Annotated in this window: 14 protein-coding genes; 5 read left to right on the top strand and 9 right to left on the bottom strand. The window is 51.2% G+C overall.

Features of this window, described 5'->3' with window-relative positions; genetic code table 11:
* The first annotated feature begins 173 nt into the window (after positions 1-173).
* Together JYB63_RS19930 and ykgO are read left to right on the top strand one after the other, a co-directional pair.
* Positions 174-431, top strand: coding sequence for a type B 50S ribosomal protein L31 (locus tag JYB63_RS19930; RefSeq protein WP_205659689.1), 258 nt, complete (start codon positions 174-176; stop codon positions 429-431).
* A gap of 11 nt (positions 432-442) precedes the next feature.
* Positions 443-583 (top strand): type B 50S ribosomal protein L36, encoded by a 141-nt coding sequence (gene ykgO, locus JYB63_RS19925; protein WP_205659688.1) that lies wholly within the window; start codon positions 443-445, stop codon positions 581-583.
* Positions 584-664: 81 nt separating this feature from the next.
* Here the strand turns inward: ykgO and JYB63_RS19920 are convergent, their stop codons facing one another.
* The 3 genes from JYB63_RS19920 to bcoG all read right to left on the bottom strand — a co-directional run bounded on the left by JYB63_RS19920 (position 665) and on the right by bcoG (position 4,443).
* On the bottom strand, positions 665-1,753 hold the full coding sequence (locus tag JYB63_RS19920; protein WP_205659687.1) for an HD-GYP domain-containing protein: 1,089 nt from the start codon (positions 1,751-1,753) through the stop codon (positions 665-667).
* A 223-nt stretch (positions 1,754-1,976) separates the two neighbouring features.
* Entirely contained in the window at positions 1,977-3,446 is a 1,470-nt protein-coding gene (locus JYB63_RS19915; RefSeq protein ID WP_205659686.1) for a carnitine 3-dehydrogenase, read from the bottom strand.
* A gap of 79 nt (positions 3,447-3,525) precedes the next feature.
* The gene (gene bcoG / locus JYB63_RS19910; protein WP_205659685.1) at positions 3,526-4,443 is read right to left on the bottom strand and encodes a 3-dehydrocarnitine:acetyl-CoA trimethylamine transferase BcoG; all 918 of its coding nucleotides are present in this window, start codon (positions 4,441-4,443) and stop codon (positions 3,526-3,528) included.
* Between the two features lie 212 nt (positions 4,444-4,655).
* On the opposite strand from bcoG, the gene JYB63_RS19905 reads away from it, so the two are divergent.
* A complete protein-coding gene (locus tag JYB63_RS19905; RefSeq protein WP_205659684.1) occupies positions 4,656-5,645 on the top strand; it encodes a GlxA family transcriptional regulator in 990 nt (329 codons plus the stop codon).
* A 1-nt stretch (position 5,646) separates the two neighbouring features.
* Here JYB63_RS19905 and JYB63_RS19900 read toward each other — a convergent pair whose 3' ends face one another.
* From JYB63_RS19900 to cysD, 5 genes are all read right to left on the bottom strand, one after another.
* The gene (locus JYB63_RS19900) at positions 5,647-7,293 is read right to left on the bottom strand and encodes a phosphoethanolamine transferase (protein WP_205659683.1); all 1,647 of its coding nucleotides are present in this window, start codon (positions 7,291-7,293) and stop codon (positions 5,647-5,649) included.
* A 1-nt stretch (position 7,294) separates the two neighbouring features.
* Positions 7,295-7,663, bottom strand: a complete 369-nt coding sequence (locus tag JYB63_RS19895) for a diacylglycerol kinase (RefSeq protein WP_205659682.1) — start codon at positions 7,661-7,663, stop codon at positions 7,295-7,297.
* Between the two features lie 150 nt (positions 7,664-7,813).
* Positions 7,814-8,077 (bottom strand): SemiSWEET transporter, encoded by a 264-nt coding sequence (locus tag JYB63_RS19890; RefSeq protein WP_205659681.1) that lies wholly within the window; start codon positions 8,075-8,077, stop codon positions 7,814-7,816.
* Positions 8,078-8,380: 303 nt separating this feature from the next.
* Positions 8,381-10,075, bottom strand: a complete 1,695-nt coding sequence (gene cysN / locus JYB63_RS19885; RefSeq protein WP_205659680.1) for a sulfate adenylyltransferase subunit CysN — start codon at positions 10,073-10,075, stop codon at positions 8,381-8,383.
* A gap of 101 nt (positions 10,076-10,176) precedes the next feature.
* Positions 10,177-11,094: a sulfate adenylyltransferase subunit CysD gene (gene cysD, locus JYB63_RS19880; protein WP_205659679.1), complete on the bottom strand. Its 918-nt coding sequence runs from the start codon at positions 11,092-11,094 to the stop codon at positions 10,177-10,179.
* A gap of 345 nt (positions 11,095-11,439) precedes the next feature.
* Between cysD and JYB63_RS19875 the strand changes: the two genes are divergently transcribed.
* Together JYB63_RS19875 and JYB63_RS19870 are read left to right on the top strand one after the other, a co-directional pair.
* Positions 11,440-12,234: a sulfite exporter TauE/SafE family protein gene (locus JYB63_RS19875; RefSeq protein ID WP_205659678.1), complete on the top strand. Its 795-nt coding sequence runs from the start codon at positions 11,440-11,442 to the stop codon at positions 12,232-12,234.
* Between the two features lie 52 nt (positions 12,235-12,286).
* Positions 12,287-13,045 carry a phosphoadenylyl-sulfate reductase gene (locus JYB63_RS19870; protein WP_205659677.1) on the top strand — a complete coding sequence of 253 codons (759 nt, stop codon included), beginning with the start codon at positions 12,287-12,289 and terminating at the stop codon, positions 13,043-13,045.
* Between the two features lie 158 nt (positions 13,046-13,203).
* On the opposite strand, the gene JYB63_RS19865 is transcribed toward JYB63_RS19870, so the two are convergent.
* Positions 13,204-13,890, bottom strand: coding sequence for a 4'-phosphopantetheinyl transferase family protein (locus JYB63_RS19865; RefSeq protein ID WP_205659676.1), 687 nt, complete (start codon positions 13,888-13,890; stop codon positions 13,204-13,206).
* Between the last annotated feature and the right edge of the window lie 65 nt (positions 13,891-13,955).

Raw genomic sequence — 13,955 nt, 5'->3', positions numbered from 1 at the left:
AAGAATCCCCGGCGTCTTTACAGGCTCCGGGGATTTTTATTGCCTGTCAGAAAGTATTGCTGAGAGTTCAGTGAACGGATCATTATTCAGCGGAAGATACATTATATCGGGTTGCAAAAGAGAACCATTCGCAATTATAATAATTGTTATAACATAACATTTTGGAGATTGTGATGAAAAAGGGTATTCATCCGGAATACGATTATGTGATTTTTCGCGACACCAGCTGCAGCCGAGACTTCCGTATTCGTTCGACATGTAAGAGTAATCAGACGGTGGTGTGGGAAGACGGTAAAACCTATCCGCTGATCAATCTGGATGTTTCCAGTGCTTCACATCCTGTATATACCGGGGAAAAACGTAAGGTTCAGTCTGAAGGCCGTATTGCTCAGTTTAATAAGCGCTTTGGCAAACGTGCCGGTAAGGCCTGACAGGAGGGGTTATGCAGGTACTGAATTCGCTTAAGTCAGCTAAACAGCGTCATCCGGATTGTCAGGTGGTTAAGCGCCGGGGACGTCTGTACGTGATCTGTAAATCAAACCCACGCTTTAAGGCCCGTCAGGGATCGGCGAAGAAAGGCTGATACCGGGTATGTCTGAGAGAGTGCTCTGCCGACAGGCAGAGCATTTTTGTATTTGTAGACTGACAGTTGTTACTAACAGGGTTATTGCTGTTGTTCGCGGACTACTTTCATGAAGATTTCTACCCACTGCTTGTCAAAATCCACACCTGCTTTGTTGCTGATTTCCAGTAAGGCCCGCATCAGTGGACGTTTGTGCAGGGAGGTGCTGGTATGGCCGTGAGTAATGGCTTCAAAGGTATGCACAATGGCGATGATCTTGGCACCGGTACAAATCTGATTGCCGCTTAAGCCTTTGGGGTAACCGCTGCCGCTGAACAGTTCCTGGTGTTGCATCAGCATGGTGCCCGCGTTTTGTGAATCAAACATTGAGCGCATCAGGTGAGCTGATACCTGAACATGCTGGCGCATCAGCTTGGTCTGGTGTTCATCCAGCGAGCTTTGTTTAGTCAGTAAAGAGGTTGGCAAAAACGCCATGGCGATATCGTGGGTGAACAGGGAGGCTGCCAGGGCATTAGCATCTACCGGGCTACCACCGGCTTCATTTACGGCCAGGGCAAGTTTCACCACACGGTCGGTACGGCCCTGCCAGTAGCCCACCCGCTGTTCACAGGCCTGGGCCATGTTGTAGAGAAAGCTCAGGTCAGCGCTGGGTTCGGTAAAGGTATCCAGCCAGTGCTTTTCTTCGAGAGGAACCTGGCGGGTATTCGGGTCTACCAGTGCGATAATGTTTACCAGCAAAGGGGCAACCATTTCAGGCGGGGCCATGGAAAGTTTTTGCAGGCCTGCTTTGACGGACTCGTAGAGGGCATCATCGTATTCGACCTGCTGAGCGCTGTGGTATTGCTCCATGAAATCACGGGCTTTGTCCATCAGCAGCAATACCAGATCACCGGCACGGTCAGAGAACGGAATCTGGCCTTCACGGACCAGATCCAGAACGTTTTCCAGTTCCTGAAGAATGATAACCATCGGGGCGAAGCTGAGCATGCTCGAGTTCGCTTTTACGGTATGGACGGTGCGAAACAGGTCGTCGAGTAATGCCGCATCTTCAGGCGAGTGTTCCAGGTCAACTATGCTGGATTCACATAGCCGGTACTGCTCGAGAAATTCGTCATAGGCCTCAGCGAAGAGTTCATTATCCAGTGAGCCTCCGAGGGAGAACGTGGCCATCGTGTGTTCCTTTTCCAGCGACAAGTAAACCTAAGAAATATCCACAAAATATGCAGTGTTTTGAAACTATACATGATGCATAACGCATGGGAACTGTTTTATCTGTCACAATGATGACTTTTGTGACTTGCTTTAAGTTTATGATTATAAAACCTAAAACGGACTGCAAAGGCAGTCCGTTGAGGAAGAGGGGCTACGCCTCAGAAAGGCCGTAGATGCGGGGTTATTTCTGTCCGATGGCGTTGCCTGCACCTTCCGGTACGGGCAGATCTGCATGACTGTTAAATACAGCCGTAAGCTTAGCCTGAACAGTATCTGTTGCCGGGCAGGTTTTCCCTGCATTGATGTCCACGTGCAGCAGCATGTGTTCGCCGGTAGCAATCAGGTCGCCTGTTTCCCGGTTATACATAAAGTGGAACAGGTGCATTTTTTTCGCGCTCTGGGCGATCAGTTGAGTACGGACTTCAATGCCCTGGCCCAGCTTAATATCGTCCAGATGGCGAATGTGGGTTTCCACAGTGTAGTAACTCTGGCCCGCCTGAATGTAATCATCATCCACGCCGACAAACGCCATGAAGTTATCAGTGGCATCACTGAATACCCGCAAATAGTTTGCTTCGTTCATGTGGCCGTTATAGTCGATCCATGCCGGTAATACTTTACCGCTGAACATTTGCAGTGGCTCGGCGCTGATTTCTGGCTGTGCCTGTTCCGGCGACATGGCCTTGAGCCGCTGATCGTGTTCGCGCAGCATTGCTCCTACGCCCCAGTCAGCATTTTTCTGTACCCTCATGATGCCAACCAGGTTGTCATCACGAATCTGTTCCAGCTGGCGCAGGTCGTACATACCGGACTGAGCATCGGACTGATCAGCAATTTTCTGAATCAGTTCATCGGTCAGTTCCGGTACGTCCATAAGCTTGGTCCATGGCCAGGCCAGTGCCGGGCCAAACTGGCCGATGAAGTGCGCCATGCCTGCTTCACCACCGGCAATCCGGTAGGTTTCGAACAGTCCCATCTGGGCCCAGCGAAGGCCAAAGCCAAAGCGGATGGCATCATCAATTTCTTCGGTAGTAGCCACATCATCGTTGATCAGCCACAGGCCTTCCCGCCATACAGCTTCCAACAGGCGGTCGGCGATGTGGGCATCGATTTCCTTGCGAACAACCAGGGGCTTCATGCCGATGCCGTCCAGAATATCTTTAGCTGTTGCAACCTGTTCAGGAGAGCATTGCTGGCTCGGCACCACTTCAACCAGTGGTACCAGATACACCGGGTTAAACGGGTGAGCCACCATGATCTGGCCAGGGTTAGCTGCACCTTCCTGCAGTTCAGACGGCTTAAAGCCTGAGGTGGAGGAGCCAATAATGGCATCTGTGCGGCAGGCTGCCTGAATGGAAGCCATGACCTTGTGTTTCAGGTCCAGACGTTCCGGTACACTTTCCTGAATCCACTGTGCTTCACTGACCGCTTCTTCCAGTGTGGAGCAGAGTGTCAGGGTGCCTTCTTCTGGCATCGCGACGTCTGCCAGTGCCGGAAGCGCACGGCGGGCGTTGCTGATTACTTCGTTAACTTTGCGCTCGGCATCCGGTGCCGGATCAAACAGGCGGACATCCCAGCCGTGTAAAAGAAAACGGGCGACCCAGCCGCCACCGATAACACCACCGCCAATACAGGCTGCAATTTTATTCATATCTGTCTCTTTCTATCTCGGGCCCACGGGGGCGGTCAGACAAATCAGCAGCCCGGTGGCTGCTGATGTTCAGGCGGTTTTACAGTGCCAGCGGCGCGCGCTTGGTCAGCTGCATTTTTTCCCGTACTTCTGCCGGTGTCATCAAGGTTGCACCCATGTTGGTGACGATTGTCGCGGCTTTTTCTACCAACTGGGCGTTGGTTGCCAACTGGCCTTTACCCAGCCACAGGTTGTCTTCCAGACCCACGCGGATGTTACCGCCGGCCAGCATAGCGGCAGCAGCAAACGGCATCTGGTTACGGCCAATAGAGAACGCGGAGAAGGTCCAGCTTTCCGGAATGTTGTTAACCATTGCCATGAAGGTGTTCAGATCATCCGGGGCGCCCCACGGAATACCCATACACAGTTGGATCATAACCGGATCTTCAATGATGCCTTCAGATACCAGTTGTTTGGCCAGCCACAGGTGGCCGGTGTCGAATGCTTCGATTTCCGGGCGGACACCCAGATCGGTCATCATCTTACCCATAGCCCGCAGCATGCCCGGGGTGTTGGTCATTACGTAGTCCGCTTCGGCAAAGTTCATGGTGCCGCAATCCAGCGTGCAGATTTCCGGCAGGCACTGACGTACGTGTTCCATACGCTCGGTTGCGCCAACCATATCTGTTGCTGCTTCGTTCAGCGGGAATGGTGCTTCGGTGTCACCAAATACAATGTCGCCACCCATACCGGCAGTCAGGTTCAGGACAACGTCTACTTCTGCATCACGGACCCGTTCAGTCAGTTCGCGGTACAGTTCAACCCGACGGCTTGGCTTGCCGGTATCCGGTTCACGCACGTGGCAGTGAACGACAGCGGCACCTGCCTTGGCGGCATCAATACAGTCGTTAGCGATTTGTTCAGGGCTGCGCGGTACATGTGGTGAACGGTCCTGGGTTCCGCCGGAACCGGTGACGGCACAGGTAATGAAAGGTTTGGTATTCGGCTGTAAAGGCATAGCGGGCTCCGCGTATTTCAGTCTTAACTGGATTATTGTTGTTTGCTGGAGCACAGGGATTGTTCCCGTTGTTGTGCACCGGAATATGCCAATAATTGCATGGGGTATGGCTGATGAGTTTGCACTTAGCGAATATGATTTGATATTTTGCGCAAAAGAGAGGTGTTTTTTTAAGATTTCAACGTGATTTCTTTCTGACCGGAGCGGTTTTTATGAGCTTGTTTAGCCCTGCTAATGACAGTCTGAATGTGGTGATTCTGCTGATGCCGGATTCATCTCTGATGTCACTGGCTTCCACGCTGGATACTATGCGGGCGGCTAACCGGATTTCCCGGCGAACGTTATTTTCCTGGCGGGTGATTACGCTGGATGGGGAGCCGGCGGTGTTGTCCTGTGGGCAGCCAATTCACCCTCAGGGGTCAATGCAATGGACCATGGCGGATACAGAGCTGCAGCGTGACCTGCTGATTTGCATTGCCGCTTTTCACCACGAGAAGCACATGGATAAACAGCGGCTGGCCGGATTCAGGCAGTTTGCCAGGGGCTTCTCATATGTAGGCGGGGTGGAATCCGGCAGCTGGGTGCTGGCAAGGGCCGGGTTGCTGGAAGGAAAGAGTGCCACCACGCACTGGGAAGACCTGGAGGATTTCAGGGACCGTTATCCAAGGGTCGAGGTACGCCCGGACCGCTATGTGGTGGATGGCCGTATTTTTACCACCGGTGGGGCGGCACCGACCTTCGACCTTATTCTTTATCTGATCCGCAGCCGTTACGGGCATACGCTGGCGCTGGAAGTGGCCAGTGCGTTTATTTATGACGGTAAGGCCCAGGCTGACTCTCCGCAGCCGTTGGTGTCTCTTGGTGCGCTGGAGCAGCATGAGCCGCAGTTGAGTGCGGCGGTGCGATTGATGGAAGCCCATCTGGACAGTCCGTTAAAAACTCAGGAAGTGGCGGATGCGCTGGGCTTTAGCGTAAGGAGTCTGGAAAACCTGTTCCGGCGCCGGCTGGATATCAGCCCACATCAGTATTATAAGCGCTTGCGGCTTCAGGCGGCCCGGCGGCTGGTGGTGGACAGCCGGCACAGTATGCAGGAGATTGCTGTGCGTACCGGTTTTAATTCACTGGCGGTTTTTTCCCGGGAGTTCAGTCACTTCTACGGTGAGAGCCCCAGCCGTTACCGGCGTGAGGCTCGCAGCCGTTAGATTATTGCCGGCATTCAGCAAACATATCCAGCGAAGGGGTGTAGACGGATGTTTCCACATCCATTATCCCCAGCATGCTGTGAAAGACGTTGTCATGGGAGTAGCTGCCTGACTGGGCCTGTTTATTCAGGCAATCAGTACTGAGGTTTTTCTGGTGCAGAAAACCCTCAGAGAACCAGGTAATCAGTGGGACTTTTTTCTGGGTATCCGGAGCCAGAAGATAGGGGATTCCGTGCAGGAATACACCATTTTCACCCAGGGATTCACCGTGGTCTGAAATATAGAACAATGCTGTGTTGTACTCTGACTCAAGCGCCTGCAGTTTTTCAATCGTCTGGCTGATGACGTAATCCGTGTAGAGCAGGGTATTGTCGTAAGTGTTGACGATTTCACTGATCTCACAGTTTTCAATGTCACTGCGGGGGCAGTCAGGGGTAAACGCTTTAAACTCTGCCGGGTAGCGCTGGTAATAGGTCGGGCCATGGCTGCCGATCAGGTGCAGGGCGATCAGCCGGTTGCCCTTCAGGCTGCTGACATTATTTGAAAAGTTATCCAGCAGGGCCATGTCGTAGCAGGTTTTGCCATTACACAGCGGGTGGCTGCTGCCCCGGTCGATGACTTCGCTTTTCACCCGGTCGGCGACACCTTTATCGCCACCGTCATTTTCTTTCCACAGTATGTCGATGCCGGCTCTTTGCAGAATATCCAGCAGGTTATCCTGATTGGCGGCTACCTGTTTATCGTAATCTTCGCGGTTCAGGTTAGAAAACATGCAGGGCACGGAAAGTGCTGTTGCGGTACCGCAGGACGTAACATCCTGAAATGAAATGACGTTCATATCACGGGTGAAACGGTTAGTTTCCCGGGGATAGCCATTCAGTTCATAGTTTTGCGCCCGGGCTGTTTCGCCCAGCACAAATACCATCAGGGTTGGTTTTTCAGCGTCGGTGGCGGCTGGTTTTTGCTGCGCGTCAGTACCAATCTGTGTATGGCTGACAGGTTCGGTCAGGTAGGTTTTGTTGATGTAATTGGCGGTACTGTAGATGTATTCGGTCGGGACGATCATCTTCTTCAGGTAGTGATTGTTGCGACCGACGGAGCTGTAATCCTGATAGTAGAGCCAGAAAATCACCAGAATGATGCCAACCGCTGTCGCAATTCCCAGGCATTTTTCCAGCAGTAATGAGAGGATCGTCTGCTTGCGCCGCCGGGTACCGATTAGCAGGAGTGCAGGCATGATGCCCAGTAAGAATACCCAGCAGGCGGAGTAAAGACTGACATAAGCACTGGCTTCGGCAGTATCGGTTTCAAAGATGTTTTCCACCATGCCGTAGTCGATATAAATGCCATAGTTGTACATGGAATAGCTGACCATGCTGGAGGTGATCAGGATCAGGCTAAACAGTGGCTTGGTAATGTAAGGCCAGACTGCCAGATTAAACACCAGGTAGATGACGGCAAAAATAAAGAAGGGGATGGATATGACAAAACCGGTTTTAACCGCGTCCGCGGCGGAAAGAATACTGTAGAACTCCCTGAAAAGGGGCAGATTCAGTATCAGCACATAGTAAAGCGTCAGGCATATAGTCATCTGAGCAATGCTCAGTTGTGGCAGTCTGAAGCGTTGTAAAACAGCTGGAAATGTCATCTTAATACACCAGAGGCAGTAACAGGGTTAACCACAGAGCCGCGGTACCGAGCAGGCAGACAAACACTGCCGCTGAACCAATATCCTTGGCGCGGCCACTCAGTTCATGGTGTTCCGGACTAATCCGGTCGACCACGGCTTCAACAGCCGAGTTGAGCAGTTCGGTAATCAGCAGAATGACCAGGCTGGCAATCAGCAAGATCCGTTCGGTTTGGCTAACGGGGAGGATAATCGCGACAACTGTACCTGCGAGCAGAAGAATTGTTTCCTGGCGAATTGCAGCCTCATGTTGCCAGGCTGCGATCAGTCCTTTGATCGAATATCCGGTAGCAAAGCAAAGTCGTTTCAGGCCTGTATAACCGGGCTTCATAATGGTCTCCGGGTGGTTAAATGCAGGCCATTATCGGGATGTGCTGTGGAAAAAATGTCGAAGTGATTTAGCGTTGTTTAAGTGGTTTTGGCAGGAAGGGGCGTCGGGAATGTATGGACAGAGGTCTTACAGAGGTGATCAGAAAACAGATTATTTCCGCCGGCGTTTTTTGATGGTCAGAATCAGTACTGCCAGGGCGAGTATGAGGGTGATCAGATTGGCCAGCAGCATCGGCAGGTCTTCGAGAATGATGCCGTAGGTCAGCCACATGGCGACACCGCAGGTGAATATGGAGTACATCAGCAGAGAAATCCCTTCGACATTGCCGGTACGCAAAATCTGAATGACTTGTGGGATAAATGCCGCTGTGGTGCAGAAAGCTGCCGTCAGGCCAATCAGAGTGGTGGTGTCCATATGCATTCCGGATGATTCAGATACAGGTACAGAGGTACTTATCTGAGGGTATGTTGATAACAGGAAAGGGAGGCGATTATAGGTGGCTTAGCGAATGACGACAATGTGTTCTCAGGCCGTTTATGATGAAGATTTAATGAAAGGTATTAAGCGCTTTTTATAACGAAGGTCAGAGGCTGAGCAGGAGTAATGGAATTCTCAGATGTATGGAAAAGAAAGCTACCGGAACCGGTGAGGAAGGTCCGGTAGCTAAAAGGGGCAGGTGACAGCCAGTATCGTCACCGGCCGGACAAACAAACAGGTTTACAGCTGTTTACTGATCAGTTCCATGATGGCTTCGTACTGTTCCTGCACCGAAGTACGGTCTGTATTGAGGCTCAGTTCCGCATCGCCGGCGTTAAGGTCCACATGATAGGCTCCCTCAACATTTTCTCTGGCACTGATCAGGACAATTAAACCCTGTTGATTCAGTAAGTTGGCGGTTACTTCTGTGTTATCGCCAAGATCATCAGCATTCAGTGTGACCACTGCACGTCCCTGACGGAAGAGGTTTTGTTCCACCGCGTTCAGCAGTTGTGTCCGGCTCTGGTCATTTTCACCGGTGATCACCAGGCTGAACGGCTTCTGGCCGAAGCGCTGCGCTTTTGCTTCACCGGTAACCGGGCCATCGGTCAGTACCGATTCTTCTTCTGCCTGCTGATCATTGACGATCATGCCGGCAGCTACCGTTGCATTGGTTAAACGGTCGATAACAATGAATGACCCGGTGCCGGCAACTTGCTGATAGTCATCTGCAATGATTGCCTGCTCAAGGCTGATCTCACAGCGGCCGATTTCATTCAGATTCAGGCTGGCTGCCGGCTGATGATCCTGTGTATTTACATCTACACGGTGGCGGATACTGCTGATTTTGCCGGTCAGGGTCTGGGTAGCCAGCTTGATATCATAGTCGCGGCCGGTTTCCAGCTGAGCGTCGGTCAGCCACACAAGGTTAGCATCAAAACGTTCATGGGTCTCAGGTACCGCTTCACTGTGAACCAGGGTATCGCCACGGCTGATGTCGATTTCATCTTCAAGAGTCAGAGTAACAGCCATCTGGGCACTGGCGGATGCTAGTTCGCCGTCCATCGTAATGATGGATTTAACCGTGCTGTGCTTGCCGGATGGCAGGACAGTGATCTGATCGCCAGGCTTCACCGAGCCGGACGCGATGGTGCCGCAGTAGCCCCGGAAATCCAGATTTGGCCGGTTAACATACTGAACCGGGAAACGCAGATCCTGTTGGTTGTTGTCTTCTTCAAGCTCAACGTTTTCCAGAATCTCCATCAGAGAGCCGTCGCGGTACCAGGGGGTATGTTCGCTGGCTGTGACGACGTTATCACCATTCAGTGCAGATATCGGTACAAAGCGGATGTCCTGCAGATTCAGGTTTGCAGAGAAATTCAGGTAGTCCTGTTTTATTTCTTCAAAGCGTTCCTGGCTGAAGTCCACCAGGTCCATTTTATTGATCGCAACAACGGTGTGCTTGATACCCAGTAAAGAGGCAATGAAGCTGTGGCGTTTGGTTTGTACCTGAACACCATAACGGGCGTCGATCAGAATGATAGCCAGATCGCAGGTTGATGCGCCTGTTGCCATGTTACGGGTGTATTGCTCGTGGCCGGGGGTGTCGGCAATGATGAACTTACGCTTATCTGTAGAGAAGTAACGGTAAGCTACATCGATGGTGATACCCTGTTCCCGCTCTGCCTGCAGGCCGTCAACCAGCAGTGCCAGATCAAGTGCTTCACCGGCATTACCCTGTTTGGCGTTATCTGCGTGGAGTGCTGCCAGCTGGTCTTCATAGAGCATTTTTGTATCGTGCAACAGGCGGCCAATCAGGGTGGATTTTCCGTCGTCTACACTGCCGCAGGTCAGAAACCGCAGCAGTTCTTTGTTTTCATGTTGGGTCAGATACGCATTGATATCTTCAGCGATCAGTTCTGATTGATGACTCATGGTGCTAATCCTGATATTCCACCTGCGATTCTGTGAGGCAAGTGGTTAAAAATTATAAAGTTTCCAGCCGGTATCAGAGATGACACCGGCGCAGGTTACCGTCAGAAGTATCCGGCAATCTTCTTTTGTTCCATGGAGCCGGCACTGTCGTGATCGATTACCCGGCCCTGACGCTCTGAGGTAGTACTGAGCAACATTTCCTGAATAATTTCCGGCAGGGTGGTTGCCTGAGATTCCACAGCGCCGGTCAGCGGGTAACAACCCAGTGTACGGAAGCGCACCATCTTGTTTTCAGGCACTTCGCCCGGGTTCAGAGGCATACGGTCGTCATCAACCATGATGTCTACGCCGTCGCGGTTAACCACAGGGCGCTCCGCTGCGTAGTACAGGGGCACGATTGGAATGCTTTCCAGATAGATGTACTGCCAGATATCCAGTTCCGTCCAGTTGGATAGCGGGAAGACTCGAATACTCTCGCCCTTGTCGATACGGGTATTAAAGGTATTCCACAGCTCAGGCCGCTGATCTTTCGGGTTCCAGCGATGGTGCTTGTCCCGGAAGGAGAAGACCCGCTCTTTGGCCCGGGATTTCTCTTCGTCACGACGGGCACCGCCGAAGGCTGCGTCAAACTGGTACTTATCCAGTGCCTGTTTCAGGCCCTGAGTTTTCATGATGTCAGTATGCTTGGCAGACCCGTGTGTAAACGGACTGATATCCATATCAACGCCTTCCTGGTTGATATGTACCAGCAGATCCATACCTGCTTCGGCAGCCATTTTGTCACGGAATTCGATCATCTCTCTGAACTTCCAGGTGGTGTCCACGTGCAGTAATGGAAACGGTGGCTTACCCGGATAGAAAGCTTTACGCGCTAAGTGCAGCATGACCGCCGAATCTTTACCGACCGAGTAAAGCATGACCGGGTTTTCAAACTCGGCAATAACCTCACGGATGATATGGATACTTTCGGCTTCAAGCTGGCGCAGGTGGGTCAGCTTGTGGGGTGATACTAGGCTCATCGCTGTGTGCTCAATAAATGTTCAAAGGAATCTTTCTTAGACTAAAGAGTGCTCGGTGGTTTGTTTTCACCGGTTGACTCGTTGTTGTAATTATTATTTCAACAAAAAATATCAAACATAAAAGAATAAATAATTATTTTTTATTTCTTTTTGGAATATAAGGCCTCAAACACTGGTACCATCAACTTATTCGTTTTGGTTATTGAAGTTAATTTAAATATTATTTCATGGAATAAGTGGTTTGTGAGTAATATGAGGTATTAATTTTTCAATAGTCGGTTTTGATGGTGTTGATACCGGGTATTGTGAAAATATTGGTGAAAGAGACACACAAGTGAGCGGTGAATGGAAATTGGCTATGTGATCGCTGGCGCCATTGTTGGGGTGCTGGTGGGGTTTACCGGGATTGGTGGCGGCGCGCTGATGACGCCCATGCTTATTTTGGGGTTTGGTGTGCCGGTTGTTACTGCAGTCAGTACTGATCTGGCCTATGCCGCCATTACCAAGCTTGCCGGAAGCGTTGCCTATGCAAGGCAGAGGCTGGTGGCCTGGCGGGTAGTGATTCTGTTGCTGTGTGGCAGTGTGCCTGGCAGCCTGTTTGCACTGCATTATCTGAGTGCTGCTGAAGATTTAGAAAGTCAGGTGGCGCTGGTTAATCTGATTTTAGGGATTAGCCTGGTACTGACCTCCGTAGTCTTATGTCTGCGGGGTAAAATCCAGCGCTGGCAGGCAGCGCGGCAGGCGGATACTGATAATACAGTGCAGCCGGTAACGGGCGTTGGTCTTAAGGATCTTATTCTGATTGCTTCAGGATTTGTGCTGGGAGGGCTGGTTACGCTGTCTTCTATTGGCGCAGGTGCGCTGGGTACCGCGTTGCTGATTCTGCTGTTTCCCCGTATGAGCATGCGCAAGATTGTCGGCACGGATTTAGCCCATGCCGTGGTTCTGACAGCTGTTGCCGGTAGTGGTCATTACAGTTTGGGTAACCTGGATTTTGTGTTACTTGGCTACCTGCTTCTGGGGTCTCTGCCGGGGGTCGTTTTGGGGAGCCAGCTGGCAAAGTATCTGTCTTCTGCGGTATTGCAACCGGTGATTGCGGTATTGCTGTTTGGCATCGGCGTACGTTTTATGCTGGTGTAATAATTGATAAAGCATGTCGTTGAACATGTGATAAGAGCGATGGTGAGAAAAAGTGAGTGATTTAATTTCCCCGCAGTTGGCGGCCAAAGTAGAACACAGCCTGAGTGTTTTGCAACAAGCTGCTGCTGAGCACGGTTCCAGTGTGGTATTTGCCAACAGCCTGGGGGCGGAAGATGTGGTTATAACTGATCTTCTACAACGTGCCAAAACCGGTATTACCAGCTTTGTACTGGATACTGGACGGTTGCCGGAAGAAACCCTGACACTGCTGGAAGCCGTTCAGCAACGTTATCCGGAGTTACCCGTAAAGGTCTATTATCCGGTTGCTGAACAGGTTGAAAGCTATGTGGCCAGCCACGGTGTAAATGCATTTTACCGTAGCCAGTCTCTGCGTAAGTCGTGCTGTGCCGTACGTAAACTGGAACCGTTAAAGCGGGCGTTAGCGGGTAATTCTGCATGGATTACCGGGCTGCGCCGTGAACAGTCCGTTACCCGTGAAGAAGTGGGTTTTAAAGAATATGACGCCGGTAACGGGATGGATAAGTTTAATCCGCTGGCTGATTGGACCGATGCCGAGGTGTGGGCCTATATCCGTGCCTTCGATGTGCCTTATAACCAGTTGCATGATAAGAACTTCCCGAGTATCGGTTGCGCGCCGTGTACCCGCGCCGTGAGTCAGGGGGAAGATATCCGCGCCGGACGCTGGTGGTGGGAAAATCCGGAGACCCGCGAGTGCGGTTTGCATCCGGGTACACCTGATCAGTCTGCGCCCGAAGCGTCAAAAGGTGTCGCTGACTTCCTGCCTGAGTAGCAGGTTTTAATTACCCGGCTATAGCTTTATAGCTTTTTTGCTATTGCCGGGTAAGCAGTATCTGTTGTTCTGTTAAGAACATATCTTATGGTTCTTTACCAATTACCTACCGCCAGAGTGACCTGTCTAACTTTTCTTTAATTCATGTGCCCGTGTATTTATATCAGTTCAGGCTCAGATACAAAGCGGCATTTTATTGCGGTTAAAGGATGTGCAGCTGCAACGCTGAGTTGGCAGTTGTATGTGCTCAGCCATGTCTCTGTCAGATGAATATCTGATTCTGCTTTTTTTCTGTTGATCGTACAGAGTTTTTCGATTGGAATCGTTTCTCTCCCCAGTACGGTGCGTAACTTGTAAGTGGCCTCTTTTGCACACCAGCAACGGTAAAAGAAGTCCGTTTGTTTGCTGGCAGGAAGCATTTCAAAGTGTTGTTGTTCAGGCAGCGTCATGAAACTCTGCGCAAGAGCTTCCAAATTCAGTCTTGGCCGGGTGTATTCAATGTCGATTCCTAGGACGTATTCTGTTGCCGTCAGTGCAATGGTATTGTGGCTGTGGCTGAGGCTCAGGTTGATGTTTCTGGTTGGGTGGGTGACAACCGGAGGGCTGTTTTTGTATTCAGTAATCTCCCAGGGCTGGTCGGTCTGACTTATAAGTTGCTTAAGTACATGTCTTATCAAGCTGCGGCTGGTGATGTATTCCCGGCGTTTCCGGGAATGAGAGATATTGTTCAGTCGCTTCTGTTCGGAAGGGAAGAGTAACGGGAGCAACTGCTTTTCCAGATGATGTGTGTCGGCAACGGTTTCTGTTAGCCAGACAGTTATTGGAAGTATGGTGCCGGCGTGCATAGATAAAGAACCGCTTAGCTTAATATAGGTCAGTGTTGGTGCTGTCTGGTAATATTATCATTTGT

Origin of the sequence: Aliamphritea spongicola, assembly GCF_017051665.1 — a bacterium.
GTDB classification, from domain to species: Bacteria; Pseudomonadota; Gammaproteobacteria; order Pseudomonadales; family Balneatricaceae; genus Amphritea; species Amphritea spongicola.
This window is presented reverse-complemented; position numbering and strand designations above follow the sequence as displayed.

Excerpts from the sequence above, each read along its gene's own strand:
- JYB63_RS19930 (WP_205659689.1), top strand. The coding sequence starts at position 174 with ATGAAAAAGGGTATTCATCCGGAATACGATTATGTGATTTTTCGCGAC.
- ykgO (WP_205659688.1), top strand. The coding sequence starts at position 443 with ATGCAGGTACTGAATTCGCTTAAGTCAGCTAAACAGCGTCATCCGGAT.
- JYB63_RS19920 (WP_205659687.1), bottom strand. The coding sequence starts at position 1,753 with ATGGCCACGTTCTCCCTCGGAGGCTCACTGGATAATGAACTCTTCGCT.
- JYB63_RS19915 (WP_205659686.1), bottom strand. The coding sequence starts at position 3,446 with ATGAATAAAATTGCAGCCTGTATTGGCGGTGGTGTTATCGGTGGCGGC.
- bcoG (WP_205659685.1), bottom strand. The coding sequence starts at position 4,443 with ATGCCTTTACAGCCGAATACCAAACCTTTCATTACCTGTGCCGTCACC.
- JYB63_RS19905 (WP_205659684.1), top strand. The coding sequence starts at position 4,656 with ATGAGCTTGTTTAGCCCTGCTAATGACAGTCTGAATGTGGTGATTCTG.
- JYB63_RS19900 (WP_205659683.1), bottom strand. The coding sequence starts at position 7,293 with ATGACATTTCCAGCTGTTTTACAACGCTTCAGACTGCCACAACTGAGC.
- JYB63_RS19895 (WP_205659682.1), bottom strand. The coding sequence starts at position 7,663 with ATGAAGCCCGGTTATACAGGCCTGAAACGACTTTGCTTTGCTACCGGA.
- JYB63_RS19890 (WP_205659681.1), bottom strand. The coding sequence starts at position 8,077 with ATGGACACCACCACTCTGATTGGCCTGACGGCAGCTTTCTGCACCACA.
- cysN (WP_205659680.1), bottom strand. The coding sequence starts at position 10,075 with ATGAGTCATCAATCAGAACTGATCGCTGAAGATATCAATGCGTATCTG.
- cysD (WP_205659679.1), bottom strand. The coding sequence starts at position 11,094 with ATGAGCCTAGTATCACCCCACAAGCTGACCCACCTGCGCCAGCTTGAA.
- JYB63_RS19875 (WP_205659678.1), top strand. The coding sequence starts at position 11,440 with ATGGAAATTGGCTATGTGATCGCTGGCGCCATTGTTGGGGTGCTGGTG.
- JYB63_RS19865 (WP_205659676.1), bottom strand. The coding sequence starts at position 13,890 with ATGCACGCCGGCACCATACTTCCAATAACTGTCTGGCTAACAGAAACC.